General features: G+C 60.0%; 28 protein-coding genes and 2 rRNA genes. 17 read left to right on the top strand and 13 right to left on the bottom strand.

Going from position 1 to position 25236, the window contains the following annotated elements; translation table 11 throughout:
• Window positions 1–89 precede the first annotated feature (89 nt).
• The 13 genes from fliF (at window position 90) to fliR (ending at window position 11619) form a co-directional block, all read left to right on the top strand.
• Window positions 90–1862, top strand: coding sequence for a flagellar basal-body MS-ring/collar protein FliF (fliF, locus tag MQW23_RS00150; RefSeq protein WP_252105795.1), 1773 nt, complete (start codon window positions 90–92; stop codon window positions 1860–1862).
• Entirely contained in the window at window positions 1855–2862 is a 1008-nt protein-coding gene (fliG, locus tag MQW23_RS00145; RefSeq protein WP_252105794.1) for a flagellar motor switch protein FliG, read from the top strand. The genes fliF and fliG overlap by 8 nt, the downstream gene beginning before the upstream one ends.
• On the top strand, window positions 2855–3622 hold the full coding sequence (locus MQW23_RS00140) for a flagellar assembly protein FliH (protein ID WP_252105793.1): 768 nt from the start codon (window positions 2855–2857) through the stop codon (window positions 3620–3622). Before fliG ends, MQW23_RS00140 begins: the two co-directional genes overlap by 8 nt.
• Entirely contained in the window at window positions 3619–5007 is a 1389-nt protein-coding gene (gene fliI, locus MQW23_RS00135; protein ID WP_286086800.1) for a flagellar protein export ATPase FliI, read from the top strand. The genes MQW23_RS00140 and fliI overlap by 4 nt, the downstream gene beginning before the upstream one ends.
• 1 nt (window position 5008) lies before the next feature.
• Window positions 5009–5461 (top strand): flagellar export protein FliJ, encoded by a 453-nt coding sequence (gene fliJ / locus MQW23_RS00130; RefSeq protein ID WP_252105792.1) that lies wholly within the window; start codon window positions 5009–5011, stop codon window positions 5459–5461.
• 45 nt (window positions 5462–5506) lie between these two features.
• Window positions 5507–7105 (top strand): flagellar hook-length control protein FliK, encoded by a 1599-nt coding sequence (locus MQW23_RS00125; protein ID WP_252105791.1) that lies wholly within the window; start codon window positions 5507–5509, stop codon window positions 7103–7105.
• A gap of 148 nt (window positions 7106–7253) precedes the next feature.
• Window positions 7254–7727 carry a flagellar basal body-associated protein FliL gene (fliL, locus tag MQW23_RS00120; RefSeq protein ID WP_252105790.1) on the top strand — a complete coding sequence of 158 codons (474 nt, stop codon included), beginning with the start codon at window positions 7254–7256 and terminating at the stop codon, window positions 7725–7727.
• A gap of 21 nt (window positions 7728–7748) precedes the next feature.
• Window positions 7749–8810 carry a flagellar motor switch protein FliM gene (fliM, locus tag MQW23_RS00115; RefSeq protein WP_252105789.1) on the top strand — a complete coding sequence of 354 codons (1062 nt, stop codon included), beginning with the start codon at window positions 7749–7751 and terminating at the stop codon, window positions 8808–8810.
• Window positions 8803–9309, top strand: coding sequence for a flagellar motor switch protein FliN (gene fliN, locus MQW23_RS00110; RefSeq protein ID WP_252105788.1), 507 nt, complete (start codon window positions 8803–8805; stop codon window positions 9307–9309). The genes fliM and fliN overlap by 8 nt, the downstream gene beginning before the upstream one ends.
• Window positions 9306–9728, top strand: coding sequence for a flagellar biosynthetic protein FliO (fliO, locus tag MQW23_RS00105; RefSeq protein WP_252105787.1), 423 nt, complete (start codon window positions 9306–9308; stop codon window positions 9726–9728). Before fliN ends, fliO begins: the two co-directional genes overlap by 4 nt.
• A gap of 8 nt (window positions 9729–9736) precedes the next feature.
• On the top strand, window positions 9737–10525 hold the full coding sequence (fliP, locus tag MQW23_RS00100) for a flagellar type III secretion system pore protein FliP (protein WP_252105786.1): 789 nt from the start codon (window positions 9737–9739) through the stop codon (window positions 10523–10525).
• A gap of 34 nt (window positions 10526–10559) precedes the next feature.
• Window positions 10560–10829 carry a flagellar biosynthesis protein FliQ gene (gene fliQ / locus MQW23_RS00095; RefSeq protein WP_252105785.1) on the top strand — a complete coding sequence of 90 codons (270 nt, stop codon included), beginning with the start codon at window positions 10560–10562 and terminating at the stop codon, window positions 10827–10829.
• Window position 10830: 1 nt separating this feature from the next.
• Window positions 10831–11619, top strand: a complete 789-nt coding sequence (gene fliR / locus MQW23_RS00090) for a flagellar biosynthetic protein FliR (RefSeq protein WP_252105784.1) — start codon at window positions 10831–10833, stop codon at window positions 11617–11619.
• Window positions 11620–11685: 66 nt separating this feature from the next.
• Here fliR and flgL read toward each other — a convergent pair whose 3' ends face one another.
• The 11 genes from flgL to flgB are packed head-to-tail and all read right to left on the bottom strand — an operon-like array spanning window position 11686 to window position 21983.
• Window positions 11686–12945, bottom strand: a complete 1260-nt coding sequence (gene flgL, locus MQW23_RS00085) for a flagellar hook-associated protein FlgL (protein ID WP_252105783.1) — start codon at window positions 12943–12945, stop codon at window positions 11686–11688.
• Between the two features lie 14 nt (window positions 12946–12959).
• Window positions 12960–14582, bottom strand: a complete 1623-nt coding sequence (gene flgK, locus MQW23_RS00080) for a flagellar hook-associated protein FlgK (protein WP_252105782.1) — start codon at window positions 14580–14582, stop codon at window positions 12960–12962.
• 60 nt (window positions 14583–14642) lie between these two features.
• Window positions 14643–15680: a flagellar assembly peptidoglycan hydrolase FlgJ gene (gene flgJ, locus MQW23_RS00075; protein WP_252105781.1), complete on the bottom strand. Its 1038-nt coding sequence runs from the start codon at window positions 15678–15680 to the stop codon at window positions 14643–14645.
• Window positions 15680–16798, bottom strand: a complete 1119-nt coding sequence (locus tag MQW23_RS00070; protein WP_252105780.1) for a flagellar basal body P-ring protein FlgI — start codon at window positions 16796–16798, stop codon at window positions 15680–15682. The genes flgJ and MQW23_RS00070 overlap by 1 nt, the downstream gene beginning before the upstream one ends.
• Window positions 16799–16819: 21 nt before the next feature.
• Window positions 16820–17509, bottom strand: coding sequence for a flagellar basal body L-ring protein FlgH (locus tag MQW23_RS00065; RefSeq protein WP_252105779.1), 690 nt, complete (start codon window positions 17507–17509; stop codon window positions 16820–16822).
• A gap of 34 nt (window positions 17510–17543) precedes the next feature.
• Window positions 17544–18326 (bottom strand): flagellar basal-body rod protein FlgG, encoded by a 783-nt coding sequence (flgG, locus tag MQW23_RS00060; RefSeq protein WP_252105778.1) that lies wholly within the window; start codon window positions 18324–18326, stop codon window positions 17544–17546.
• Between the two features lie 30 nt (window positions 18327–18356).
• Window positions 18357–19115, bottom strand: a complete 759-nt coding sequence (locus MQW23_RS00055) for a flagellar basal body rod protein FlgF (RefSeq protein ID WP_252105777.1) — start codon at window positions 19113–19115, stop codon at window positions 18357–18359.
• Between the two features lie 29 nt (window positions 19116–19144).
• Window positions 19145–20383 (bottom strand): flagellar hook protein FlgE, encoded by a 1239-nt coding sequence (gene flgE / locus MQW23_RS00050; protein WP_252105776.1) that lies wholly within the window; start codon window positions 20381–20383, stop codon window positions 19145–19147.
• A 36-nt stretch (window positions 20384–20419) separates the two neighbouring features.
• Window positions 20420–21118 carry a flagellar hook assembly protein FlgD gene (locus MQW23_RS00045; RefSeq protein ID WP_252105775.1) on the bottom strand — a complete coding sequence of 233 codons (699 nt, stop codon included), beginning with the start codon at window positions 21116–21118 and terminating at the stop codon, window positions 20420–20422.
• 2 nt (window positions 21119–21120) lie between these two features.
• Window positions 21121–21531, bottom strand: coding sequence for a flagellar basal body rod protein FlgC (flgC, locus tag MQW23_RS00040; protein ID WP_252105774.1), 411 nt, complete (start codon window positions 21529–21531; stop codon window positions 21121–21123).
• A 26-nt stretch (window positions 21532–21557) separates the two neighbouring features.
• Window positions 21558–21983 carry a flagellar basal body rod protein FlgB gene (gene flgB / locus MQW23_RS00035; protein ID WP_252105773.1) on the bottom strand — a complete coding sequence of 142 codons (426 nt, stop codon included), beginning with the start codon at window positions 21981–21983 and terminating at the stop codon, window positions 21558–21560.
• 201 nt (window positions 21984–22184) lie between these two features.
• Here flgB and flgA point away from each other — a divergent pair, with 201 nt between their 5' ends.
• The 4 genes from flgA (at window position 22185) to MQW23_RS00015 (ending at window position 24577) form a co-directional block, all read left to right on the top strand.
• Window positions 22185–22901 carry a flagellar basal body P-ring formation chaperone FlgA gene (gene flgA, locus MQW23_RS00030; RefSeq protein ID WP_252105772.1) on the top strand — a complete coding sequence of 239 codons (717 nt, stop codon included), beginning with the start codon at window positions 22185–22187 and terminating at the stop codon, window positions 22899–22901.
• A gap of 102 nt (window positions 22902–23003) precedes the next feature.
• Window positions 23004–23267, top strand: a complete 264-nt coding sequence (flgM, locus tag MQW23_RS00025) for a flagellar biosynthesis anti-sigma factor FlgM (protein ID WP_252105771.1) — start codon at window positions 23004–23006, stop codon at window positions 23265–23267.
• A gap of 6 nt (window positions 23268–23273) precedes the next feature.
• Window positions 23274–23723: a flagella synthesis protein FlgN gene (locus MQW23_RS00020; RefSeq protein ID WP_252105770.1), complete on the top strand. Its 450-nt coding sequence runs from the start codon at window positions 23274–23276 to the stop codon at window positions 23721–23723.
• A gap of 113 nt (window positions 23724–23836) precedes the next feature.
• Window positions 23837–24577, top strand: coding sequence for an SDR family NAD(P)-dependent oxidoreductase (locus MQW23_RS00015; protein ID WP_252105769.1), 741 nt, complete (start codon window positions 23837–23839; stop codon window positions 24575–24577).
• A 349-nt stretch (window positions 24578–24926) separates the two neighbouring features.
• Here the strand turns inward: MQW23_RS00015 and rrf are convergent.
• Window positions 24927–25042: ribosomal RNA gene (rrf, locus tag MQW23_RS00010) — 5S ribosomal RNA — on the bottom strand.
• Between the two features lie 106 nt (window positions 25043–25148).
• Window positions 25149–25236, bottom strand: a 23S ribosomal RNA gene (locus MQW23_RS00005); the annotation flags it as partial.

Here is a 25236-nt window from a genome sequence, read left to right as displayed (position 1 = left end):
ACTCACCGCGATTGACGGATATTGCCCATGCCTTCATTGATGATGCGCCCTGACCGTGACCTGTTTTGCTCAGCCTTTTGGAGGCTTTCATGAGCGAAACCGGCGCTACGGCAGGCCGTCAAACCAACTCTTCCTCCAACACCGCTCGCGGTACGGCGGCAGAGAGTGCTAAAGATAACAGCACGCTCGCGCGTCTCAAGCAGCAAATGCGCGCCAGCCCGCTAGTGGTACTTCTTGTGGCCGGGGCGGCATCAATCGCCTTGGTCGCTGCGCTGTTCATGTGGGCGGGAAGTCCCGAATACCGGGTGCTCTACAGCAATCTCGATGAAGCCGACGGCGGACGCGTCATTGCCGAACTCGATAGCCGCGCCGTTCCTTACCGCTTCAGCGATAGCGGCCAAGCCCTGCTGGTGCCCGCCGACCAAGTGCATACTCTGCGCCTTCAGTTGGCCGAACAGGGGCTTCCCCGCGGCGGTAACCTGGGCCTTGAGCTCATGGACAACCAGGCATTTGGCATCAGCCAGTTTGCCGAGCAGGTCAACTTCCAGCGTGGCTTGGAAGGCGAGCTTGCTCGCTCCATCGAGTCCCTGGGGCCGGTCGAGCGCGTGCGCGTGCATCTCTCCCTGGCCAAGCCATCGGTATTCATTCGCGATCGCGAGCCCGCCAAGGCGTCGGTGGTGTTGACGCTGATGCCCGGCCGCGTGCTCGGCGAGGGCCAAGTCAGCGCCATCGTGCACATGGTTTCAAGCAGCGTGCCCGAGCTCGCCGCCCAGGATGTGACCGTGGTCGATCAGAGCGGACGCCTGCTATCAGCCCAAGTATCCCAGGGCAACGATCTGGACGGCTCTCAGCTTGAGTACATCGCCGAAGTCGAGCGCTCCTATCAGCAGCGCATCGAAAACATCCTGACGCCCATTCTGGGTAGCGGCAACGTGCGCGCACAGGTTGCCGCACAGGTCGACTTTTCACGCCGCGAACAAACCTCCGAGCGCTACGGTCCGAACCAACCACCGAACGAAGCCGCGGTCAGAAGCCGCCAGCTAAGCCTCTCTTTTGATGGAGAAAACCCGCTCGCCAACGGCATCCCCGGCGCGCTAAGCAACACCCCGCCGGGGGTAGCGGCCTCGCTGATCAACCAGCCTGATGAAGGCGAAGATGGCGGCGGCGATGGTCAGAACACCGAAGAAGATCCGCCGCTATCCAATCTGCGCCAGGACGATGTCGTTAACTACGAAGTGGATCGCAGCATCGAGCACGTTCAGCAGCGCCTGGGCCAGGTACAGCGCCTCTCCGCTGCAGTGGTGGTCGATTTTAAAAGCGTCGTGAATGGCGACGGTGAGACCGAGCAAATCGCCCTGTCACCAGACGAGGTCGCCCAGATCGAGCGGCTAATCCAGCAGGCAATGGGCTTCTCCGCAGCGCGCGGCGACCAGATCGAAGTGGTCAATACGCCGTTCGTGCGCGCCGCCAGCGACGTCGAAGAGGATATCGCCTGGTGGCAGCGCCCCGAGACGCTGGCGCTGGCATCGACGCTGGGCCGCTACCTGATGGTATTCATCGTTGCGCTACTGCTCTATCTGCTGATCCTGCGCCCGCTGATCAAGCGCTATACCCAGGTGCCCGCCGAAGCATCTGGTGCGCAAAACGGTACCTTCCGCGTAAGCGTTGGAGACGACGATGAGAGCGAAAGCGAGGCCGACGGCGAGGCCTCGGGTGACAGCGATACCTACGGCGAGCGGCCCAAGCGCCAGCGCAAAACCTCGCTGTACGAGAACAACCTCAAGGATCTGCAGGATATGGCCAAGGACGACCCCCGTATGGTCGCCATGATTATTCGCAGCTGGATGAATGCCAATGAGTAGCGCCATCGCACAGATGAGCGGCGCCCGTAAAAGCGCCATCCTTCTTTTGACGCTGGACGAGGACAGCGCCGCCGAGGTGTTCAAGTATCTGAACGCCGCGGAGGTGCAGGCGATCAGCCTCGAGATGGCCAAACTCGATCAAATATCGCACGAGGACATGAAGGCCGTGCTCGATGCCTTCCAGCGTGAAACCGACGATTTCGTGGCGCTCAATTTGAACTCCAGCGACCACATCCGCTCGGTGTTGACCAAGGCGCTGGGCAGCGAACGCGCATCGAGTTTGATCGAGGACATCCTTGAGAGCACCGGCAGCAACTCCGGTATCGATTCGCTGAATCTGATGGAAGCCTCGATGGTCTCCGAGCTGATCCGAGACGAGCACCCGCAGATCATCGCCACCATCCTGATTCATCTGGAGCGCCACCAGGCCGCCAACATTCTCGAGCTGTTCGAAGAAAAGCTGCGCAACGACGTAGTGCTGCGTATCGCCACCTTCAGCGGCGTGCAGCCCGCCGCCCTTCAGGAGCTGACCGAAGTACTGACCAGCATGCTGGACGGCCAGAACCTCAAGCGCAGCAAGATGGGCGGCGTGAGAACCGCCGCCGAGATCCTCAACCTGATGAACTCCTCTCAGGAAGAGGGCGCCATCGATACCGTGCGCGCCCACAACGAGGACCTGGCTCAGAAGATCATCGACGAAATGTTCCTGTTCGAGAACCTGCTCGACCTGGACAGCCGCGCGATCCAGATGGTCCTTCAGGAGGTCGAAACCAACTCGCTGGTCGTCGCCCTCAAGGGCGCGCCAGAGGCGCTGGTGGACAAGTTCCTGCGCAACATGTCTCAGCGCGCCGCGGACTTGGTGCGCGAGGACATGGAAGCGCGCGGCCCGATCCGGGTCTCGCAGGTCGAAACCGAGCAGAAAGCCATTTTGCAGGTGGTACGCCGCTTGGCCGACTCCGGCGAGATAGTCCTGGCCGGCGGAGACGACGAGTATGTCTAATTCGTCCACCAGCGAGTTCGACCGTCACGGCCAGTGGCAGCGCTGGCAGATGGACGAATTAAAGCACGACGCCTTCGGTGCCGATAATGAGAGCGGAGCGCCCAGCCCGCACCAGCGCCGGGTGGCCGCCGCGCAAAAGGCCGCCGAGCAGGCGCGTCTGCGCGAGCAGCAGGAGCGCGACGAAATTTACGCCCGGGTGCGTAAGGACGCCGAGCAGCAGGGCTTTGAGGCGGGGTTTGCCAAAGGCCACACCGAGGGCTTCGAGCAGGGCATGAAAGAGGCGGGCGAGCAGGCGCAAAAGACGCTTGAAGAGCAGATACATCAGGTCGTGGCCCCGATGGAGGCACTCGGCAAACAGTTTGAAAGCGCCCTTTCGCGCCTCGATGACACCATCGCCGACGACCTGGTCGAACTCGCCATGCTGGTCGGCCGCCAGCTCGCGCTCGACACGCTCAATGATCGGCCCGAGCAGGTGCTCAAGCTGGTACGCGAGCTTTTACATACCGAGCCGCCGCTCAATGGTCAGCAGCGGCTGTGGCTCAACCCGGAGGATCATATGCTGGTCGAAGAGCATCTGGGCGACGAACTCAGCGCGGCGGGCTGGGCACTACAGCCCGATGATCAGCTCGCCCGCGGCGGCTGCCGGGTGACCAGCGCCCAGGGCGAACTCGATGCCACTTTTGAGAGCCGCTGGCAGGCCGTGGCCGCTCAGATGCGCAAGCGCCATAAGCCCGACACCCCGAGCCAGGACAACGCATGAATAGCGCCTCGATGAGCCACACCCAGCGCTGGCGCAAGGCGCTTAGCCGCACCGGCCAACGCGTGGGTCAACTGCCCAACTACCGCCGCAGCGGCCGGGTCGTGCGCGCCACCGGTATGGTCATCGAGGTCGTGGGCTTGCAGGTCGCCGTGGGCAGCGCCTGTCGAATCGAACTGCCTGGCGCCGACGGCCGCCTGGGCGAAAGCGCGCTTCACGCCGAGGCCGAAGTCGTCGGCTTTTCCGGCGACAAGCTCTTTCTGATGCCGCTGGAGCAAATTTCCGGGCTGATGCCCGGCGCGCGGGTATCGCCGCTATCCGATGGTGTCGGCCACAGCGCCCGGCGCTTTCCCATCGGCGAGGAGCTTCTGGGTCGCGTGCTCGACGGCAACGGCAACCCGCTGGATGACCGCGAAGGCACCGAAGAGGTGCCCCGGGCGACGCTTCATACCGCGCCGCTCAATCCGCTGTCACGGGCGCCGATCGACACGCCGATCGACGTCGGTATCCGTGCGATCAACGCGCTGTTGAGCGTTGGCAAGGGGCAGCGCATGGGGCTGTTCGCCGGCTCCGGCGTAGGCAAGTCGGTGCTACTGGGCATGATGGCTCGCTACACCCAAGCCGACGTCATCGTAGTCGGCCTGATCGGCGAACGGGGCCGCGAAGTACAGGATTTTATCGACAACATTCTTGGCCCGGAAGGCCGGCGCCGTTCGGTGGTCGTCGCCGCACCGGCAGATACCTCGCCGCTGCAGCGCTTGCAGGGCGCGGCCTACGCCACACGCTTGGCGGAAGGCTTTCGCGACAGCGGACGTAACGTGCTGTTAATCATGGATTCATTGACGCGTTACGCCATGGCACAGCGCGAGATTGCGCTGGCCATCGGCGAGCCGCCGGCGACCAAGGGCTATCCGCCGTCGGTGTTCGCCAAGCTCCCCGGGCTTGTCGAGCGCGCTGGTAACGCTGAGCGCGGCGGCGGCTCGATCACGGCGTTCTACACGGTATTGACCGAAGGCGACGATCAGCAGGACCCGATCGCCGACTCCGCCCGGGCGATTCTGGACGGCCACATCGTGCTGTCGCGGAGCCTGGCGGAAGCGGGCCACTACCCGGCGATCGACATCGAAGCCTCGATTAGCCGGGCGATGAACGCGGTGGCGACCGACGAGCAGATCAGCCGGGCGCGCACGTTCAAGCAGCTGTTTTCACGCTATCAGCGCAACCGCGATTTGATCAGCGTGGGGGCTTACAGCCCAGGGCACGACCCTCGACTGGACGAGGCGGTGAATCTTTTTCCAGAACTGGAGCGTTTTTTGCAGCAGCGTATCGACGAACGCGCCACGCTTGAAGAGTCACGCCAAGCGTTGGCGCAGGTAGTAGGAGGCTAATATGCAGCATTCCCAGCTCGATATTCTCACGGATCTGGCGCGAGACGCCCGCGACCAAGCCGGTAAACTTTTGGCTGAAGAGCGCCAGAGCCAGCACCAGACCCAGGCACAGCTCGACTCGCTCAGCCGCTACCGCGCTGAGTACGCAGAGCGCCTACAAACCGCCATGCGCGACGGTATTGACCCGGCCACCATGTTTAACTACCAGCAGTTTCTGGCCTCGCTGGACGCCGCGCTCAGCCGCGCCCGACAGGCGCTGACCGCGCAGCAAAAGCGCGTCCAGCAGAGCCAGCAGCACTGGCAGCAGGAGCAGCGCAAGCTCTCCTCCTACGACACGCTGGCCTCCAGGCGCTCGCTCGAAGAGCACCGCCGCCAGGAGCGCGCCGATCAAAAAGCCAACGATGAGTTCGTGACGTCCCAGACCGCACGACGCTCGCCGGATGGCTCTCAATAAACGTTCGCAGTCGCCCTTTGCAGTAATACCGAGGAGTTAACCGCCATGACCATGTCGTTACTGCTTCAAACCACCCAAGGCATGCGCGGCGCACTCTCTGCGCTGCCAAGCGCTCAAGCGTCTCAGGGTCTTCCGGGAACGCCGGAGGGCTTTCAGTCGGTGCTGCGCCAAGCCTTCGATACCCGCACGGGCAGTTCAGCGGAAAATCTCGACACACCGTCGTCCGACTCGCTCGACGCCTTTCGAGATGCGCTGGCCGCGCTCGGCGCTGATGTTGAAGCGCTTGATGACGCTGAGCTCGGCGCACTGTTCAGCGCCACCGAACGAGCGCTCTCCAATGAAAGGCTCTCGCAAGGAGCTCGCGTCGATATTTTTGCTCAATTACTAAACGACACAGTCGCATCTACGGATATTCCGAGTACCGGGCTAAAGGACCAGGTACTGCAAAACACTACCGAGAGTGCAAATCGAGCTAGCAATGAAATCGTTGATGAGGATACACAGCTATCGCTGAATAGCTTCTTTGAGCTATCCGGGGTTCGGACAGTCGAGGCCTTTCGGAACGCGCTGACCGCACTCGGCGCTGACATTGAAACTCTCGATGACGCCGAGCTCGGTGCACTGTTCAGCGCCACCGAACAGGCGCTCTCCAGCAAGGGACTCACGCAAGAAGCTCGCGACGATATTTTTGCTCAGGTACTCAGCGCCGCCGATGTGACCGTGCCGGCTCAGGATAGCGACGCTGCACCGGTACAGAACGCGCAGCGCCAAGTGTCTGCCGGCACGCTGGACGAGGTCCAGGCGCGCCTGGCGCTGGTGGCCGCGTTTACCGATACGCCTAAAATGGCCTCCCCGGCGGCCAGCCTGACCGAGACAGCGACCACCAGTGCGACGCCAGCGCTGAGCGATGCCGCCGCGCGCGTATTAAGCGCGGTCAACGCCCTTCAGGCGGGTAATGAGGCCAGCGCCAAACCCTGGACGGGATCCACCGTCGATGCGCGCCCCACCTGGAGCGCCCAGCCGCTAACGTCGCTTTATAACGCAGCGGCCCCGTTGGACACGGCCGCGCTCGATGCCGACACAGCACCGCTGCCCACTAGCGCCAGCGCCAGTGCGATGCAGGGAGCGCTTGCATCAGCCAGCCCGACCGGCGTCGAGCAAGTGCTGACCGGCGCACCGCCCGCCCCGACGGCAGCTAGTCCCGTTGCCGGCGCCACGCCGGTGACCAACCCCGCCTTTGCCGAAAAGCTTGGCCAGCAGCTCATTCAGTTGACCCAACGCGGCGGCGAGCAGCAGGTGAAGCTCGAGCTGCATCCGGCCGAGCTTGGCCCGCTGACGATCACGCTGAAGATGGGCGAGCAGCACACCCAGGCGCAGTTCTTCTCCGCCCACGCTCAGGTACGTCAAATCGTTGAGCAGGCGATCCCCCAGCTGCGCGAGGCGCTTGCCGAACAGGGCATCGCGCTGGGTGAAACCTCGGTTGGCGAGCACGGCCAGCCAAAAGAGCAGGGCTTTGCCCAGGCAAACGGCGCCGGTGCTCAAGGCGGCGGTGGCGCGGCCGATGACATGGGCGAGGGGGTGGAAATCGGCGTAAGCACGCCGGTGCGCCTCACCCTCGATGGGCGGGTCGATCTTTACGCCTAGCGCTCAAGACCCGATCTTTTCAACCCGACGCCTTAAAAGCTAAGCCAAAAGATAGGCTCGCCTGATGAGCCTGTTCATTTATTAATCGGCCTGCTCATTAGGCATAATGCATGGCATTCGTCATGCGTAAGGACCATGGGAACAGCAAATGGCAGAAGCAAGCGGTGGATCGAAAAAACTGCTTTATATCATGATCGTACTGGTCGTTTTGTCGGTGCTGGGAGCCGCGGCCGCGGTCTACATGGTGCTGGGCCACTCAAATGACGGTGAATCGGCCCAAGCTGAAACCGTTGCCGAGCCCGAGCCGCCGGTCTTTACGCGCATCGAGCCGTTCACCGTGAACCTGGCCGATGACCGCTACGGCTCGCGTCTTTTATACACTGGCATTACGCTGCGCGTCGGCGGCGAGCAAAGCAAGACGATCATTGAAGAGCACATGCCCCAGATTCGCAGCCGCCTTTTGATTCTGCTCTCCGGCAAACAGGCCAGCGAGCTGACCTCGACCGAAGGAAAGGAAGCGCTCGCCCAAGCCATCATCAGCCGGCTCAGCGTTCCGCTCACTGAAAATCAGCCGCCGCTGGATCTTCAGGAAGTGCTGTTCACCGATTTCATCGTGCAATAACCTCGGGCGCGGGAGCCGTTCATGTCACAGGACGATCTACTGTCCCAGGAAGAAATCGACGCCTTGTTGAAAGGGGTCAGCGGAGACGACGAGCCCTCGAGCGCTTCCTCGTCCGCCGCTACGGGCAATGAACGTATTCGCCCGTACGACCCGGCGACTCAGCATCGGGTAATTCGCGAGCGCTTGCATGCGCTGGACTTCATCAACGAACGCTTCGCTCGCTATTTCAGAAACGGGCTGTTCAACCTGATTCGCCGCAGCGCCGATATCACGGTGGAGTCGGTGCGCTACCAAAGCTTTAGCGAGTTTTCACGTAACGTGCCGGTGCCCACCAACTTGAACATCGTTTCGATGAGACCGCTGCGCGGCTCAGCGCTGGTGGTCTTTCCACCCAACCTGGTGTTCATGGTGGTGGATAACCTGTTCGGTGGCGACGGGCGCTTCGTGACCAAGTCCGATGGCCGCGAGTTCACCAACACCGAGCAGCGTATTATTCAACGCCTGCTCAATTTGGCGATCGACGCCTACCAGGAGGCCTGGAAGGTCGTCTATCCGCTGGAGGTCAACTTTCTACGCTCGGAAGTGCAGGCCAAGTTCGCCAACATCACCAACTCGCCCAACGAGATTGTGGTGAATACCAAATTCAATATCGAGGTGGGTAACCTCTCCAGCAGCTTTCAGATCTGCATGCCCTACGCCATGATCGAGCCGCTGCGGGATCTGCTCGCCAATCCGATCAACGACAGTAATCACGACCAGGACGGTACCTGGACGCGACGTATGGCCACGGAGCTTCGCCAGTCGGAAGTGGAGCTGATCGCCGAGTTTGCCCGAATTCCTAGCCGCATTGCGCAGGTCATGGGGCTGAAAAAAGGCGACGTGCTGCCCATGGAGATACCCTCCATCGTGACCGCCAGCGTCGACGGCGTACCGGTCATGGAGTGTGAGTACGGCAGTCAACAGCAGCACCGTGCGCTGCGCGTGCTCCAGGTGATCGACCACGGCGCCATGAACAGCGCATCGTCCCCGGACTTCGTCAAGAGCCCGCCGCGACGCCAAGCCAAGGAAACAACGCATGAGTGATCCCAAAAAGCCTGATCAATCCGTATCCGATGACGACTGGGCAAGCGCCATGTCGGAGCAGGACACCGAAAGCGATACCGCCGGTGACGACGACCCTTGGGCGGCGGCCATGGCCGAACAGGAAGCCTCCGAGCAGGCAGATGCCGACGAAACGCCGGCGCCCACGCCGCCTCCTACCAAAGCGGCGAGCGACGATATTTTCCGTCCGCTCAGCAGTGAAAGTGGTGGTAATGTCTCGCGCGACCTGGAAATGATCATGGACATTCCGGTCAAGCTCACCGTCGAGCTCGGCCGCGCAAAGCTGACCATCAAGCAGCTCCTTGAGCTTGCCCAAGGGTCGGTCATCGAGCTCGAAGGGCTTGCCGGCGAGCCGATGGACATTCTGATCAACGGCTACCTGATCGCCCAGGGCGAGGTCGTCGTGGTGGAAGACAAGTACGGTATTCGTATTACCGAGATTATCACGCCCTCCGAGCGCATCCATAAGCTCAACCGATGAGTGTCGCCGCTTCCACTAACCAGACCGGCTCGATCGACGCGCTGGGCTCGGATGCCTTGATGGGCATGGCCACCCTGGGCAAGACCGCCGCGGCGTTAGCGCTGGTCATCGCCATCATTTTACTCTGCACGGCGCTTTTAAAGCGCGTTCAGCAAAAGCGCTTCGATAGCGGCGCGCACCTCAAGGTGGTCGGCTCCACCGCAGTAGGCGCGCGCGAGCGTATCGTGGTGGTGGAGCTCGAGGATACCTGGCTGGTGGTGGGCGTGGGCGGTGGGCGAATTACCAAGCTGCACGAGCGCGCTGCCCCGCTCGACCGCCCAACCCCCGAAGTAAGCGTCTCCGTTGGCTTCTCGAAACGCCTGGCGAAGGCGCTGTCGAAACGCTCGGCCCCTACTTCCGAGCCTCCTTCATCGTCATGAGAGATGCCATGCCCTGCTATCGGCTCCCCTTTCGCGAGCGGTTGCCTTCGACACTTGTTCTACTGACGCTGGTGGCGCTGGTATTTATCGGCCTGATTGCACCGGCCCAAGCGCAGCAGCTGCCACCCGGGCTCATATCGCAGCCAATGGAAGGCGGCGGCCAGCAGTGGTCCCTGTCGCTACAAACGCTGCTGCTATTGAGCTCGCTGGCGTTTTTACCCGCGATGCTTTTGATGATGACTAGCTTTACGCGCATCATCATCGTGCTCAGCCTTTTGAGAACGGCCATGGGCACCCAGGCCACGCCGCCCAACCAGGTACTGCTGGGGATTGCGCTGTTCATGACGTTTTTCATCATGTCGCCGGTGATCTCCCAGGTCTACGAGACCGCCTGGCAGCCGCTATCAAACGAGACGATCAACTTCGAGGAGTTTCTGGTACGCGCTCAGATCCCGTTTCGTGAGTTCATGCTGGCGCAAACCCGCGAGCCGGATCTGGCCATGTTCGCGCGCTTGGCGGACATCGGCCCGATGCAGGGTCCGGAGGATCTGCCGATGCGCGTGCTGTTGCCCTCGTTTGTCACCAGCGAACTCAAGACCGCGTTTCAGATTGGCTTTACCATCTTCATTCCGTTTTTGATCATCGATTTGGTGGTCGCCAGCACGCTCATGGCGCTGGGGATGATGATGGTACCGCCGGTGACCATTTCGCTGCCCTTCAAGCTGATGCTGTTCGTGCTGGTCGACGGCTGGCAGCTTTTGATCGGCTCACTGGCCGAAAGCTTCTACATGCTATAGGCCGTCTGAGTAACCCTCGGCGACAGGAGCGATCATGACCCCCGAGACCGTAATGAGCATCGCCTACCAGGGCATGCGTCTGACCCTGTTCATGGGCGCGCCGGTACTGCTGGCGGCGCTATTCACCGGTTTGATCGTGAGCCTTTTCCAAGCGGCGACTCAGATCAACGAGATGACGCTGACCTTCATTCCCAAGATTCTGGCGGTCTTCGCCGTGCTGGTGCTCGCCGGCCCCTGGCTGATCGGCCTGATTACCGACTTCACCCACCGACTATTCGTCAATATTCCGCAAATGGTGATGTAGCGTGGTCGAGGTCACCTTCGACCAGCTTCAAACCTGGCTAGTGGCGTTTTTCTGGCCCTTCGTGCGCATTACCGCTTTCATGGCAGTAGCGCCGCTTTGGGGGCACTCGAGCATTCCCAATCAGGCCAAGGTGGGGCTGGCGGTTCTCATCGTGGTGGCCATCGCGCCGATTTTACCCGTCATGCCGACGGTGCCCATGCTCTCCTGGGCGAGCCTTGGCATCATGGTCGAACAGCTTCTGATCGGATTGGCCATCGGGCTTGTTATGCACATCGTTTTTGCCGTAGTGCAGGCGGCAGGCGAGTTCATCGGCCTGCAGATGGGGCTTGCCTTCGCCAGCTTTTTCGACCCTTCCAGCGGCACCAACATCATGGTGCTTTCGCGCATTCTCTACATGATCACGCTGTTGATGTTTCTCGCGCTCAACGGCCATCTAATGGTGATGGAAACCCTGGTCATGAGCTTTCAAACCCTGCCGGTGGGGTTCACCGGCATCAATCCCAACGCCTTCGAGCTGCTGGCCCGCTACGCCGGCACCATCTTTGCCTCCGGGCTTTTGCTGGCCCTGCCGCTGGTCGCCTCGCTTCTCATCATTAGCCTGTCGTTAGGCATTTTGAATCGCTCGGCACCTCAGCTCACCGTGTTCAACATCGGCTTTCCCGCCTCACTGACCGTCGGGCTGGTGCTCTTAATGGTGCTGGTCACTGATATCGGGCGCTTCTTGCAGCCGCTTTTTAGCCAAGGACTTGGCTTTATGCAAAGCCTGATCGAAACGATGGCGGATAATTGAGTTCGCCATAAAAAAGGCCACCGCAAGCGGTGGCCAAATGGTAATGAAAAAAAGGGGCTGGACGGCTTACATGTAGTCGAACAGCGACATGCCTTTCATGTTCATGAAGGTTTGCTGAGAGGCCTGCATGCCAACTTGGCGTAAGCTGTACTCGGAGATAGCTTCTACATAGTCCAGATCGACAAGATCAGACATCGTTTGGGTATAGCTCATCATGCGGTTGCTGGCGATGGAGTCGATCACGTCCAGCTCGTTAAGTCTGGCGCCTGCCGAAGCGCGTACGGTCAGCACGTTGTCCAGCGCGTTGTCCAAATCGCGCATTGAAGTATTCAGCGTATTGCGAAGGTCGGCCTTTTCGACATCGCTTGATGCCGGGTTTTCGAGCACGCGAATAGCTTCCTCCATGGCCTTGAACAGATCGGGCTCGCGCTGAGCGTTTTTGGCCTGACTGATGTTGACTTCGTCAGCCGCCTCGGAGGCACCGCTTAGCGACACGCTAAGCCCGCCGAACACGAGACGTTGAGGCGCGTCACCGCCAGTGTAGGCAATGTCTGTCATATCAGGGACCGGCTGCCAGCCTTGGTCCTGGGTCAGCCGCTGAACGCTTAGCGTCGGCGTTTCGGTATCCCCCCCGAAAGTGATTCGATAATCGTCGCCATAGCCTTCACCATTGACATCGCTTACCTGCGGGCCGCTAAGAATCACGCTACCGGCGTTACGTACGCCGTCTGAACGCACTGCTTCACCGATATAGCCTGCGCCGCTGGGGACCTTCTGGAAAATCGCGCGACCGCTTTCGGCCACCGGCATGTTGCGAGAACTATCGATACGCTGCTCACGCACCATGTCACTGCCGTTATATTTCATGGCGCCCTGCTCGTTGGCTACATAGGGCGGCGCGTTATCGATTTGACCACCAAATAGATAGCGGCCGTTGCCGTCGGCGGTGTTGGCCTGACCAATCAGAGTCTGATAGACACCTTTTAGCTCACTAGCAATTGACTCGCGATCGGCGTTGCTGAGCGTATCGCTGGAGGCCTGGATCAGCAGCGTTTTGGCGCTGGTGATAGAATCGCTGACGCTGTTCAGTACGCTCTCGCTCTGCGCGAGAGACGTGCGCGCCGATACACGCGAGTTGCCGTACTGTTCGGACATCGCCATGGATTGGGAAACCCCTACCGCCTGCGAGGCAGCCTGAGGGTTGTCCGAAGGGTTGACTACCTTTCGACCGCTGGAGAGCTGTTGGCCAATCTTTAATAAGTCGCCCTGCTGACGATTGATGGACGCAGAGCTCTGCTCGTACATGGTGACGCTACTGATACGCATGGTAGATGCCTCCCTTAACTACGCAGATTCAAGATAGTGTCCAGCAGGCTGCCCGCCGTGTCGATCACGCGCGCGTTGGCCGCATAATACTGCTGATAGCGAATCAGGTTGGCCGCTTCTTCGTCCAGATTGACGCCAGATTCGGATTGCTGCACGGCGCGAAGCTGTTCTGTAAGCCCTTGACGAGCTTCAAGATTCACCTGAGTAATATTGGTGCGGTTACCAACATCCGACACCAGCGCCCCGTAGGCGCCGCTCAGGGAGGCGCGCCCACCCACGATATTTTCTCCCTGCAGGTCCTGCAGTTTGCGCGCGTTGCGGTTGTCGCCGGTCGCGGCTTCTTCACCCGCCGCAATTTTATCCAGATCATTGAAGGCGGTTTCCATACCGGCCCCGGCGCGGCGAACCGGCTGAACGTCGAAACGGTCGCCGTTAGCGGGCTGGGCACTAAACTCCATTCGTACGCCGCCGAAGGCGAGCGTGTTCGTGGCGCTATCCCAACCTTCACTCACATCGACCGCTTGGCCATTGTCCTTACGGGTAACGCTAGGCTCGCCGCTGTCGCCAAATCTGACGGTATAATCCGTTGCACGAAGCTCATCAATAGCCTCAACATCAAAGGCGATGGACGTCACCTCGGCGCCGTTGTTGGGATAGCTGTACGCCTGCGGTTGGCCGATGTTGAAAAAGTCCTGACCGTCTTCGCCATTAAGATCGATGCCTTGCTTGTGCTGTTCGTTGAAAGCGACCGATAACGACACTGCCAACTGGCCGATCTGGTTCTGGGTCTTATCCAGCGTTTCGGCGCGGAAGCTCATCAACCCGCCCAGTGAGCCGCCCTTAATGGTGGACTCGTCGAGCTTGATGAGATTGTTACCTCCATCGCGATATCCCACCACGGTGCGCTGAGGATCATTGTCGGCTTGCACAGCTTCCAGTTTGAAACTCGATGTACCGGTGACCAGCGGCTGGCCGTTGGGCAGGCTGACGTTATACGTCTTGCCGTCCTGAACGTTTAGGCGCAGGTCCATGCGCTCATTGAGTTCGGAGACCAATTGGTCGCGCTGATTGAGCAGACCATTGGGCGCCTCGCCGGTACGCGCACGGGCCAGGGAGATTTCACGGTTGAAATCGGCGATTTGTCCGAGGGTGTTATTGATCTGAGTGACTTCGTCACGAATCTGGCTATTGACGTTGTTCTGCATGTCCTGCAGATAGCCGTCGAAAGAGCGAAGCTGTGCGCTTAGCGTGTCCGCCGCGCCGAGCACACCCTGACGAGCCGCCGGGTCCGAGGGTGAGCTTGCCAGCGCGTCCAGCGAGGAAAAGAAGTCCTGGATGAGCGGCGAAAGCCCTGCCTCACGATCCGCCAACAAATTGTCGATCTGGGTGATCTGGTTGTTGTAGGTTTCCAGCGCGCTCGACTGTGTTTTGGCGTTGTTGAGCTGGTTAGCCACGTAGGTATTAAACTGACGCTCGATAGCATCCACGCGCACGCCGCCGCCTACGCCCGCTTCACTTAGTTTGGGCAGTTCGCGGTTATAGCCGGGCGTAAACAGGTTGCTGATGTTGTTGCTGGTCGCGCTCAGCGCGTTTTGCGCCGCGTTCAGGCCACTAAGGCCCGTTGAAAACATGCTCATGGTTCAGTCCTCAAGCCGATGCTTTTATTATCGGCGGCTCGTTAAAAAGCTTTAACGGCGTTAGCGCGCATCAGCCAAAAACTCCTGGCCGGCCGGTAGCGGCCCCATGGTCTTCATGATGGCGACGAGCTTCTCAGCATAGCGCGGGTCGGTCGCGTAGCCGCCGCTTTGCAACGCGCGCGCGGCCTGCTCGGCGTTTTGCGCCTCGACTACCCCGGCGTAGCGCGGGTTCTGACCGATCAGGTTGGCGTAGTCGGTGAAGGCGTGTTCGAAGGAGTCATAGACCCTAAAAGTATCCACCATTTGGGTACGCTGACCGTTCAGATACTCATGAGTCGTGATGTCAGTAGTGTCGCCCTGCCAATGGCTGCCCGCTTTAATGCCAAAAAGGTTATGGCTATTCCGACCTTCGTGGGTGGCGATTTCGTGTCGTCCCCAGCCGGTCTCCAGCGCCGCTTGGGCCAAAATCAGCTCGGCGGGCACGCCACTTGCTTGGCTGGCTGCCTGGGCAGGGCCAGCAAGCGTGGCCATAAACCGCTTCACGTGATCCGGTGCGTTGGGATTGATGAGGGGCGCGGCGGCGAGGGCAGCCGGCGTCTGCGTGTGTTCAACGCTATTCTGCTCCGATGCGGCTCGGCCCTGGCGGATCGCTTCGAGCTCTCTAAGGAAACGCCCGCTCTCCTGACTACCGGGCCCCGGGGGCTGTAACGGGTCGTCGAGTACTCGCGGCGTGCCGCGGGGAATGCCGGCAATCAGCGCCTGAATCTCATCGTCGTTTTGCGCGCTACCCTTGATCGCCCCCTGGCGCGTGAGCTGCTCGACCAGCACGTCGGCAAGCCCTACGCCCTTCTCGGCGATCACCTGGGACCACTGCTGATCCAGCATCTGCTGGTAGGTGTCGCCGGCGCTGCTGTTCAATAATCCGCTAGAGGGGGTCGCGTCGCGCATGCTCTTCATCATCATCTGCACGAACAGCGCCTCGAACTGCTGGGCAGCGCCCTGAGCGCCGGCCTCCGGATCAACGCGGGCGTTGTGCTGCAAGCGCTGAAAGCCGCTCATGTCAAAGGCGAGCTGGTTGGACATGCTGGTCATGCTCATCAAATCACCTCGAGCTCAGCGCGCAGCGACCCGGACGCTTTCAGCGCTTCGAGAATCGACATCAAATCCTGGGGCGTGGCGCCCAGTGCGTTCAAGGCGTTGACCACCTCGTTGAGCTGAGCGCCTTCGACGATCTGCAGGAAAGCCTCGCGCTGATTGATGTCGATATCGGCATCGGGCACCACCACGGTTTCGCCCTGGCCCAACGGCGCCGGCTGGCTGACGCCGAACTGGCTATCGATGACGATCGACAGGTTGCCGTGGGCGACCGCGGCCTGGCGTAGCGTGACGGCGCTGTTCATGACCACGGAGCCGGTACGCGAATTGAGCACCACGCGCGCCGGGGCCTCCATCGGAGTGAGCTGGACGTTTTCGACCCGCGCCATGAAGCTGACCCGCTGGTTCGCATCCATCGGCCCGTCGAGAGCGATGACACCGCCATTACGCGCGTAGGCGACCGATTGCCCGAATTCGCTGTTGATCGCGCTCACCATCCGCTGAGCGGTGCCAAAATCCGCCTGATTCAGCTGAAGCTCGAGCAAACCACCGTTGCCGCCCAAATTGAGCGCGACCTCACGCTCTACCAGTGCTCCGCCCGGAATACGCCCAGCGGCCTGCTGGTTGATCTGCACGCTGCTACCGCCAGCCTGGGCGCCGGCGCCCCCGACCAGCATATTGCCTTGGGCGATGGCGTAGGTGTCGCCGTCGGCGCCCTTGAGCGGGGTCATCAGCAGCGTACCGCCGCGCAGGCTCCGAGCGTTGGCAATCGAGGAGACGACGATATCGAGACGCTGCCCCGGCCGGGCAAACGGCGGCAGATCCGCCGTCACCATGACGGCGGCAACGTTACGCAGCTGCAAATTGGTGCCCGGCGGTACGCTGACGCCAAGCTGCGAGAGCATATTGGTCAGGCTCTGGCTCGTGAACGGTGCCTGGGTCGTTTGGTCACCAGTGCTGTCGAGGCCGACCACCAGGCCGTAACCTACGAGCTGGTTGTCGCGCACGCCGGCAAAGTTGGCCAGATCGCGCACGCTTTCAGCTTGGGCGCTGCCTGCCAGCAAGCAAAACGCGACCAGCACAACGGTCTGAATCCGGCTCTTGAGGTTCAATGAAGTCATCATCACTCTCTTCTCGAGCGCCTAGAACGGCGACACGTTGAGGAAAAAGCGCTGCAGCCAGCCCATGTGCTGCGCTTCGTTGATGTAGCCATCGCCTACGTACTCGATGCGCGCATCGGCGACCTGATTGGAGGGAACGGTATTGGCCGCCGTCACCGTTTGCGGATTGACCACGCCGGAGAAGCGAATGAATTCAGTCCCTTGGTTGATCGCGATCTGCTTTTCACCGCGCACGCGAAGATAGCCGTTGTTGAGCACTTCCAATACCGAGACGGTGATCGTGCCGGTCATGGTGTTGTTGGCCTGGGTGGTGCCGCTGCCGGCAAAGACGTTGTCGCCAGCAACATCGAAGCCGTAATCTTCCAGAAAGTCGATGATCTCGGGAATCTGGGCGATATCGAGCGAGCCAGAGCCGCTGCGGTTGGCACTCGACTGCGAGTTCTGGCTCGCGCTGACCTGCTCGTTGAGCACGATGGTCAAAATGTCGCCAATCGCCCGCGGGCGGCGGTCCTCGAACAGCGGGTGGTAGCCGCGGCGCGATTGATAGATCGAGCCGTTGGCCACCGCCGGCGGCCGGTCGATGATGTTGATCTGCTCCTGCTCGCCGACCACCGACGCACGCGGAATCTGCGCGCACCCGGCGATTAGAAGAATCAACAGCGCCACGGCTAGCTGCGCAAAACGGCGAAAAAGCGCGGTTTGTTTGTGCATCGAACGCCCTGTGTTCAAGACCGAACTCCTGCGATTACAGCTGGCTCAACCGCGCCAGCATTTCGTCGCTGGTGGAGACCGCACGGCTGTTGATTTCGTAGGCGCGCTGGGTCTGGATCATATTGACCATCTCCTCCACTACGTTGACGTTGGAGGTCTCCACGTAGCCTTGGAAGAGCCGGCCGGCGCCGTTGTTGCCGGGAATATCCTGGTTCGGCGCGCCGGACGCCCCGGTTTCCAAATAAAGGTTGCCACCGATGCTCTCGAGCCCCGTCGGGTTGATGAAGGAAGCTACGGTAATCTGGCCGATATCCGCATCCTGGGCGACCCCGGGCTGACGTACGCTCACCGTGCCGTCTTCGCCGATACCGATCGACAGGGCATTGGGTGGCACGAAGATCGCCGGTTCCAGCGGATAGCCGTTGGCGGTCACCATCTGGCCGTTTTCGTTGAGCTGAAAGCCGCCATCGCGGGTATACCCGATCGTACCGTCGGGTAGCAGCACCTGAAAAAAGCCGTCGCCGCTGATGGCCAAGTCGCGCGAGTTATCGGTGCGCTCCAGCCCGCCCTGAGTATGCAAGCGCTCGGTGGCCACGGCGCGCACGCCGGTACCCACCTGCATACCCGAGGGCAGTCGATCCTGAATATTGTTCTGAGCGCCGGGCTGGCGCATGTTTTGGTACAGCAAATCCTCGAATACCGGGCGCGAACGCTTGAAGCCGTTGGTGCTCACGTTGGCCAGGTTGTTGGAGATCACGTCGAGCTTGGTCTGCTGCGACTCGAGCCCCGTCTTTGCCGTCCACAACGATTTGATCATGAGGTTTGTCCTTTAATCGGGCGGTTGGGGTCAGCCCTGAAGTGAAAGCATGCTGTTGGCGCGCTGGGCGTTCTCGTCGGCATTGCTGAGCACGCGCATCTGCATGTCGTAGCGACGCTGTACATCGATCATCGTCACCATGGCGTCCACCGCGCTGACGTTACTGCCCTCGAGCGCGCCGCTCACCAAGCGTGCGGTCTCGTCGCCAGGCAGCACGCCGGGCACACCCTCTTCATTGAGCGGAGCACGAAATAGGCCGTCGTCACCGCGGGTTAGCGTCGGCTCGTCCGGCGTCACCAGCTTGATGCGTCCTACATCGACCAGCGCATTTGGCCCTTCCCCTTGGGGAATGGCACTAATGGTGCCGTCAGCGCCGATGGAGATCTGCGCGCCCTGGGGCAGCGCGATCGGCCCGCCGTCGCCCACCACCGGGCGACCCATGTTGAGCAGCACACCGTCGCTATCCACCTGAAGATCACCGCGCCGGGTGTAGGCCTCGGTACCGTCGTCGGCCAGCACCGCAAGCCAGGCACCGTCCTGCATGGCCACGTCCAGCCCGCGACCGGTCTGCTCGATAGGCCCTTGAGAAAAGTCGCTGCCCGGCGTGGTGGTCACCGCCGAGACGCGCGTTTCGAGCGCGCCCGCGCCCAGTACGGGCACCGAGCGCGCCGCCTGCAGCTGAGCGCGAAACCCCGCCGTCGACACGTTGGAGAGGTTGTTGCTCACTACCGACTGCTGATCCATCGCGTTCTTGGCACCGCTCATGGCGGTATACAGCATTCTATCCACGCGCTACTCCTCTCTAGTCGGCCCCACTATTACAAGTTGATAATGGTCTGCAGGAGCTCATCCTGGGTACTGATGGTCTGCGAGTTCGCCTGGTAGGCGCGCTGGGCAACGATCATATCGACCAGCTCCTGAGCCAAATCGACGTTAGAGTTTTCAGTGGCACCGGGTTGAATCAAACCACGAAGGCCCGTGCCAGGTGCGCCAACGAGCTCTTGGCCTGATGAGGATGTCGCACTCCAAAGGTTGTCACCTATCGGCTGCAAGCCTTCCGGATTACGGAAACTTACCAGCGAAATCTGGCCTGCCGCACGCGACTGTTCATTGGAGTAATTGCGCATCACAGTACCGTCCTGCTGGATGCTAATGCCCACTAGAGAACCCGAGGTGTAGCCATTTTGAGTAATGTCATTCACTGTCGACGTATTAGCAAACTGGGTAGTACCGGCAAAGGCGAGGTCAATGTCCAGGTTCGCCAAATTGTTGCCGTCGAACTCTCCATTATTGATAGTCAAACCCGCGTCGCCACCACCGACAAGCGTACCGTTCTCATTGAATGTAAGTGTTGTCAGGTTGGGCAATCCATAGGTTTGAGCACCGCCGGGGCCACCGGATAAGCGGCCATCCACCCTCCATTCATTGGCATCGGTCTTAGTGAAGTAAAGTGTCAAATTACGTGCGTTGCCCTGCGAGTCGAAAACCGTTGGGTTGGAGGAGAAGGTGTAGCTATCAGCACCAATACCGTCAATTAGCTCTTGCTCAGTCGGTCCGGCGCCACCGATAACTGGCTGGCCACTATTCAAGTTCAGTGTCAAGCCAAGCTCGCTGGTGGCACTCGCTTCCAAATCACCCGGGTCCACGCTCAGAGGCGCCACGTTGCCGCCGGCAAGGACATTGCCCAAGGCGTCTGCGGGGTAGCCCATGATCTGCGCGCCTTGAGCATTTACCAGTTCGCCTGTAGGCGTCATGGTAAGCTGTCCGTTGCGCGAGTAGCCAACATCACCACTGGGCTGTTGGAAGCGAAAAAACCCTTCGCCGGAAATCGCCAAGTCCATGTTGCGTGAAGAAGATTCGACACTACCTTGGCTAAAATCCTGTAAGACTCCCGCCGTACGTACCCCAAGTCCAATACGCGATTGCGCGTAGACATCGGCAAATTGTACGCTGGAACTCTTGAACCCTACGGTTTGCGAGTTGGCGATATTGTTACCAATAGCGCCCAGCTTTTCGCGCTGCGCGTTCAAACCGCTAAGTGCTTGAGAAAAGCTCATGATGCTCTCCTGCTAATATAAGTATTGAGCGAACGATCAAAGAATCTGTTTGATCTGGTCGAGTCCTACCTGGCCATAAATAGCGCCAAGATCCAGGCGAACGTCACTGCCGCCATTACCGGGCGATACGCCTTGCACCAGCGCATAGTTCAGCGCACGCGACTCGAGAAGCTCGCCTTCGGCATCGGTCGCTCTGAAATTCACCTTGTAGGCGCCCGCCGGTACCGCCACGCCCTCGTTGGTCAGCCCACCCCAACTAAAGGACTCGACGCCTGCCTTCACCGGACCCAGCTCGCGGGTGTAAACGACCTCGCCAGACTGGCCGGTGACGGTGGCCACCACCTGCTCGGCGGGTTTATCGAGCTCGATCCCAAACGGTGTGGCGTAGCTGCCGTTTTCCGTATCGGAGCTGACCATGACGTTATTGCCAGGCACCAGCACCGCTTTGTCGATCAGCCCTGCCGCCTGAAGTGCGCGCCCGGCATCCATCTGCTGGGTAATGCCGTTCAACGTATCGTTGAGCTGCTCTATCCCGCTGACGGTATTGATCTGAGCCAGCTGGGACGTCATCTCCGAGTTATCCATTGGATTCATCGGGTCCTGATTTTGCAGCTGAGTAATCAACAGCGTCATGAAGCTATCGCGCATTTCCTGGGACTGGCTGGCGGAGAGATTGGGCCTGCCGCTGCCGTTAGCGCCATTGATGCTATTGATCACGCTTGAATCGATATTCATGTTTAGCCCTCACCGAGCGAGAGTGTCTGAATCATCATCTGTTTGGTCGTATTGAAGACCTCGACATTGGCCTGATACGAGCGCGAAGCGGAGATCATGTTGACCATTTCGTGAACCGGCTCGACGTTGGGCTTGGCCACATAGCCCTCCTCATCCGCCGCCGGATGACCGGGCATGTACTCAAGGCGCAGCGGCGACTCGTCTTCGACGACCTCGGTGACGCGTACACCGCCCACACCATAACGGTTGTTTTGGGCTTGGGTTTCGAACATCACCTGCTTGGCGCGGTAGGTTTCACCGTCCGGGCCGGCGATACTGTCGGCGTTGGCCATGTTGCTGGCGGTTACGTTCATCCGCTGGGCCTGGGCGCTAAGCGCTGAGCTTGCGATATCAAAGGCTGAGAACATCGACATCGTGGGTTATCTCTCCTTGCGCCGGATTATTCCGGCTGCATCGCGTTTTTGAGGCCCTGAATGCGGCGGTTCATGATCGTCAGCCCCGCCTGATAGCGAAGGGCGTTGTCGGTGAACTGTGAACGCTCCCGGTCCATATCGACGGTATTGCCATCGAGGCTCGGCTGGTCGGGCACCCGGTAAAGAAGGTCCGTACTGGTACTCTGCCAAGCGCGCCCCTGCGATTCGATATGGCGCTCGGAGGTACGTGCAAGCGATACCCCGCCGCCTTGTTGGGCGGGTGCTCCAGCGCTAACGGCCTTTTTAAGCTCGCTGGCGAAGTCGATATCACGCGCCTTGAAGTTGGGCGTGTCGGCGTTGGCGATGTTGGCCGCCAGCACATCGTGGCGCGCTTGACGAAGGCCAAGCGCGCGCTGATGAAAGTTGAAGGCAGACTCCAGCTGATCGAACATGCATCCCCCATTGGCGAGGCAAAGATAATCCGGGCATTTCTGAGGATGCATAATAGGGAAGGCCACATCAGCCTAAAGCATGGAACAAGTGCCTTTTAACCCATCATTTCGCATTATTCACTATGAGCTATTGCATTAAGCTTTTGCTCACTGGTTAATGTTTAAAGTTCCAACCACTCTTTTGCTCAAGCGATAACTTACATGCCCTATTCGCTGTTTCAGGTGCGCCCCAATTGGGTTCGTGCGCTAGCGCTTTGCTTGACTGTCGTTCTTTCCATGGCTTGGGGAGTATCAGCCAGAGCGGAGGACCAAACGCTGGTCGAAACGGTGCAGAACTTTCTCTATCAGCAGGCGCAATCGCTTGGTCAGGAAGTGGTGATCGAGGTTGCCCCGCCCTCGCCTCATTTGGCGACCTGCGTTGCGCCAGAGCCCTTTCTGCCCAATGCAAGCCAAGCGCCTTTAGGGCGCGTATCGGTAGGCGTACGCTGCGGCGAAGCGCGCCGACAGGTGCGCTACATGCAGGCTCAGGTAGACGTCATGGGAAGCTACACGGTGGCCTCTCAGGATATCGCGCGCAATACGATAATTACGCCCGCCATGGTGACACAGCGCCAGGGCAGCCTCGGAGATCTTGCAGGCAACGCATTGACCGACGAAAATGCTATTATTGGCATGGTAACTCAGCGCCCTATCCGCAGCGGCGACGCCTTTCAGGCGCACGCTCTCAAGGCACCGGAAATGGTGGAACGCGGCGAGCGCGTAACGGTCATAGCTCAAGGCTCGGGGTTTCGTATTTCACGTGAAGGCGAGGCGCTCGAAGGCGGCGCCTTGAATGCACGGATACGCGTGCGCTTTGATACGCGTGAACTCGTGACCGCCCGTATTACCGGCGATGGCACTGTCACCGTAGATTTTTGAGTCAACGTCTAAAGTCCTCTCAAAGAGCGCCGATACTCTTTATAACGGCATAAAACCATGGCGTTTAGAGCGCTTCAACGTTGACGATGAGGGTCACACAACGTGAAAATTGATAACCTGAATCCGCTGCTGCGCACTAATCAGACGCAACAGCGTGACGATACGCAAAAAGTCGGCGGCACACAGTCATCGCCAGAAGGCAGTACCACTCGCGAGTCCACGCGCTTGAGCCAGATGCACATGGACGACTCCCAGGACATCGATATGGCTCGAGTGGATGAAATTCGCGACGCTATTCGCGAAGGGCGTCTCGAAATTCGCGCCGACCGTATCGCCGATGGCCTGATCGCTCAGCTCAAAGAGTAATCGCTTATGAGTCTTTCCCGTTTGCTTTTCGACCAGCATCAGCGTTTGGACGAACTCCTTGAGCTACTCGCCAAAGAGCAGCAGTTGCTGACACAAGGGGATATCGACGGTGAGGCTCTCGCCACGCTCGCCGAGACCAAGCAAACGGTGTTGGGCGCGTTGGAGCGAATGGAAACCTTACGGCGCACTACTCAGAATCGTTTGGGCTACGATGATGATGCCAACGGTGCCTTCAAGGCCGCGTCGGATGCCGGCTGTCAGGAAAACTGGGAGCGCTTTTTGGATAAAAGCGAGCGCGCTGGCCGCATGAACGCGCTGACGGGGCAAATGCTCTCGGTGCGCATGAAACACAACCAGGATATGTTGAACTATATTCAGCAAATTGCCGAGAAAACGCTTTATCAGCCCAACGGACGCAATCAGGCACAGTCGAGCCGCCTCAATACCTCTGCCTGACGCTTCTTCTACGCTTCTGTTTGCAAGCCATCCTCTTCTACGCGCCCATAAATAGACAAATCCTGTACAAGACGCTTCAATAAGAATACTCATGTTCTACAAGGAAGTGTCGAATGCTCGACCATCTACCCGAAAAGTTTACCGCGGTCGTCACCGGCGCCAATGGTGGGATTGGTCATGCCATGATCAAAGCGCTTCTCGATTCGACCCATATCGGCAGGGTCATTGCCGTTAGCCGTCGCGATATCGCTTTAGACGATGCGCGCGTTACCTCACTTGCCGCGGATATCACGACGCAATCCGGACTCGATGCGCTGGCCGCCGAGACAGAAGGGCGTCCGCTTCATCTTCTCTTCAATACGGTTGGCATACTGCACGATGACGAGCACGGCGTTCAGCCGGAAAAGCGGTTGGAGCAGTTCGATGTCGATGCTTTCGCTCACGTCATGCACGTAAACGCCGCGACTCCGCTACGATTATTGTTGGTACTCAACGACTCACTCAAGGGTTCACACCCTACCATCGTGGCCAGCCTTTCGGCGCGAGTCGGCTCGATTGGCGATAACGGCTTCGGCGGCTGGTACAGCTATCGTGCCAGCAAGGCCGCGCACAACATGCTGATGAAAACCGCCTCCATCGAACTGGGCCGACTCAACAAGCAGGCCATCGTTCTATGCCTGCATCCGGGTACGACCGATACGTCGCTTTCCGAGCCGTTTCAGGCGCGTGTTCCCCAGGATAAGCTCTTTACGCCCACCTTCGTTGCCGAAAGCCTTTTAAAGGTCATCGATCAGCGCACACCCGAAGATACCGGCAGCTTTTGGGATTGGGCCGGAGAACCCATCGAGTGGTAGTGGAGGTAAATTAACGTCAGGACTCTAAGCGTACATGCTGTGCCCCGTCTCCGCAGGAGCAGGCGTCAGCCAGCGATGCGGCGCACCGCGTCGCTTGGGTGGACAGCAGGCACGGTGGCAGCCAATCCCACCCGGGCGGCTGATGCCGCCATCGCCCGATGAATCGGGCTCCTGCAGTGGATCGGGGCGCGATTGTCTTGTAGGAGCAGGCGTCAGCCAGCGATGCGGCGCACCGCGTCGCTTGGGTGGGGCGGCAGGCACCCTGCCTGCCGGGCCTTTTCCTTGCTTTTTTCCATGCATAAAAAAAAAAGCCCCGAACACAATGTGCTCGGGGCTTTTTCGAATGGGTGCCTGACGATAACCTACTCTCGCATGGGGAGACCCCACACTACCATCGGCGCGTTGCGGTTTCACTTCCGAGTTCGGCAAGGGATCGGGTGGTTCACGCAAGCCATGGTCGTCAGGCGTAACTGGCAATGTCTATCATGCTGACGGTCTTGTGATCGTCTCTGGCGTATCCGGGCCCTCTCGGGCGTCGTTGTCACTGCGGGCCGAACCCCTTGGGTGTTATAGGGTCAAGCCTCACGGGCCATTAGTACACGTTAGCTCAACACCTTGCGGTGCGTCCACACCGTGCCTATCAACCAGCTGGTCTCGCT

The sequence above is a fragment of the Halomonas sp. S3-1-1 genome (assembly GCF_023757625.1).
Taxonomy (GTDB): Bacteria; Pseudomonadota; Gammaproteobacteria; order Pseudomonadales; family Halomonadaceae; genus Vreelandella.
Note: the sequence above shows the minus strand (reverse complement) of the source record. Positions and strands in the feature narration are given on the sequence as shown.